General features: G+C 42.7%; 1 protein-coding gene. It reads right to left on the reverse strand.

Annotated features, from left to right (window positions below; translation table 11 throughout):
* Nucleotides 1-64: 64 nt before the first annotated feature.
* The gene (locus F6K38_RS42745) at nucleotides 65-952 is read right to left on the reverse strand and encodes a metal ABC transporter permease (protein WP_287360970.1); all 888 of its coding nucleotides are present in this window, start codon (nucleotides 950-952) and stop codon (nucleotides 65-67) included.
* Between the last annotated feature and the right edge of the window lie 169 nt (nucleotides 953-1,121).

The following is a 1,121-nucleotide window of genomic DNA, read 5'->3' on the forward strand; positions in this document are numbered from 1 at the left end:
TTGCCTCTTGCCTTTTGCATTTCTCAAGGTAGACTATGTTCACAACTGAACTAAAAATGCTATATCAACGCCACAACCGCTTAATTTCTTGCCAAATTTGTGATTGTCCTAACTGAGTATTCGGATGAGTTAAAACTCCCTGACTGGGACTAAACAAAAATGCCAGCATAAATAAACTAAAAGCTATTAAAACAATTGCTGGTCCAGAAGGGAGATTAAAAAAATAACTCAGGTACATACCAGTAATACTAGCTACTACCCCAAGGGCTGAACCCAAAATCATCATCTGGTGCAACCGATGGACTAATAAGTAAGCTGTTGCTCCTGGTGTGATTAACATCGCTAGCACCAAGATCACTCCAACTCCTTTGAGGCTAGCGACAATGGTCAAGGCAATCAAGATCATCAGACCAAAGTTCAGCAAGTTAGTTGGTAAACCTGCTGCTTTTGCCCCTAAGGGATCAAAGGTATAATACATTAATTCTTTGTACAGCAGGAGAATGATTGATAGTACAATCGCGGTGATAATGGCTGTATTGATGACTTCTTCATTGGTGACACTCAGAATATTGCCGAATAGGAAGTGATTGAGGTCAATTTTGTTATCTTTCTGCATCACCGTAATTAAAGTGATGCCTAGGGCAAAGAAAGCGGAAAACACAATCCCCATGGCGGCATCTTCTTTAATTTGCGATCGCGTCCGGATCCAAGTAATCACCACAGTGCTAACCACCCCAGCAATAAAGGCTCCCACAAAAATGTCAGCACCGATCATAAATGCGATCGCTAATCCCGGTAGTACAGAATGACTGATAGCATCTCCGAGTAACGCAAGTCGCTGTACCATTAGGTAGCTACCAACTGCGGCACAAACGATGCCCACTAACACCGCAGTAATTAGCGATCGCTGCATAAACCCATAGTGCAACGGCTCAATTAAAACCTCTAACATATAGCATTTTTAGGTGAGATGTCAACATAAGATTGATGGTCAAAGGGAACAGGGAACAGGGAACAGGGAACAGGAAAATAGAGGTAGCTGTGGGTAAGCATTCAGCCGTCAGCCGTCAGCCGTCAGCCTAATTCTGACGTAACAGATGTTCAACCAATGGTTACTTGTT

Origin of the sequence: Moorena sp. SIO3B2 (assembly GCF_010692525.1) — a bacterium.
Lineage (GTDB): Bacteria > Cyanobacteriota > Cyanobacteriia > Cyanobacteriales > Coleofasciculaceae > Moorena > Moorena producens.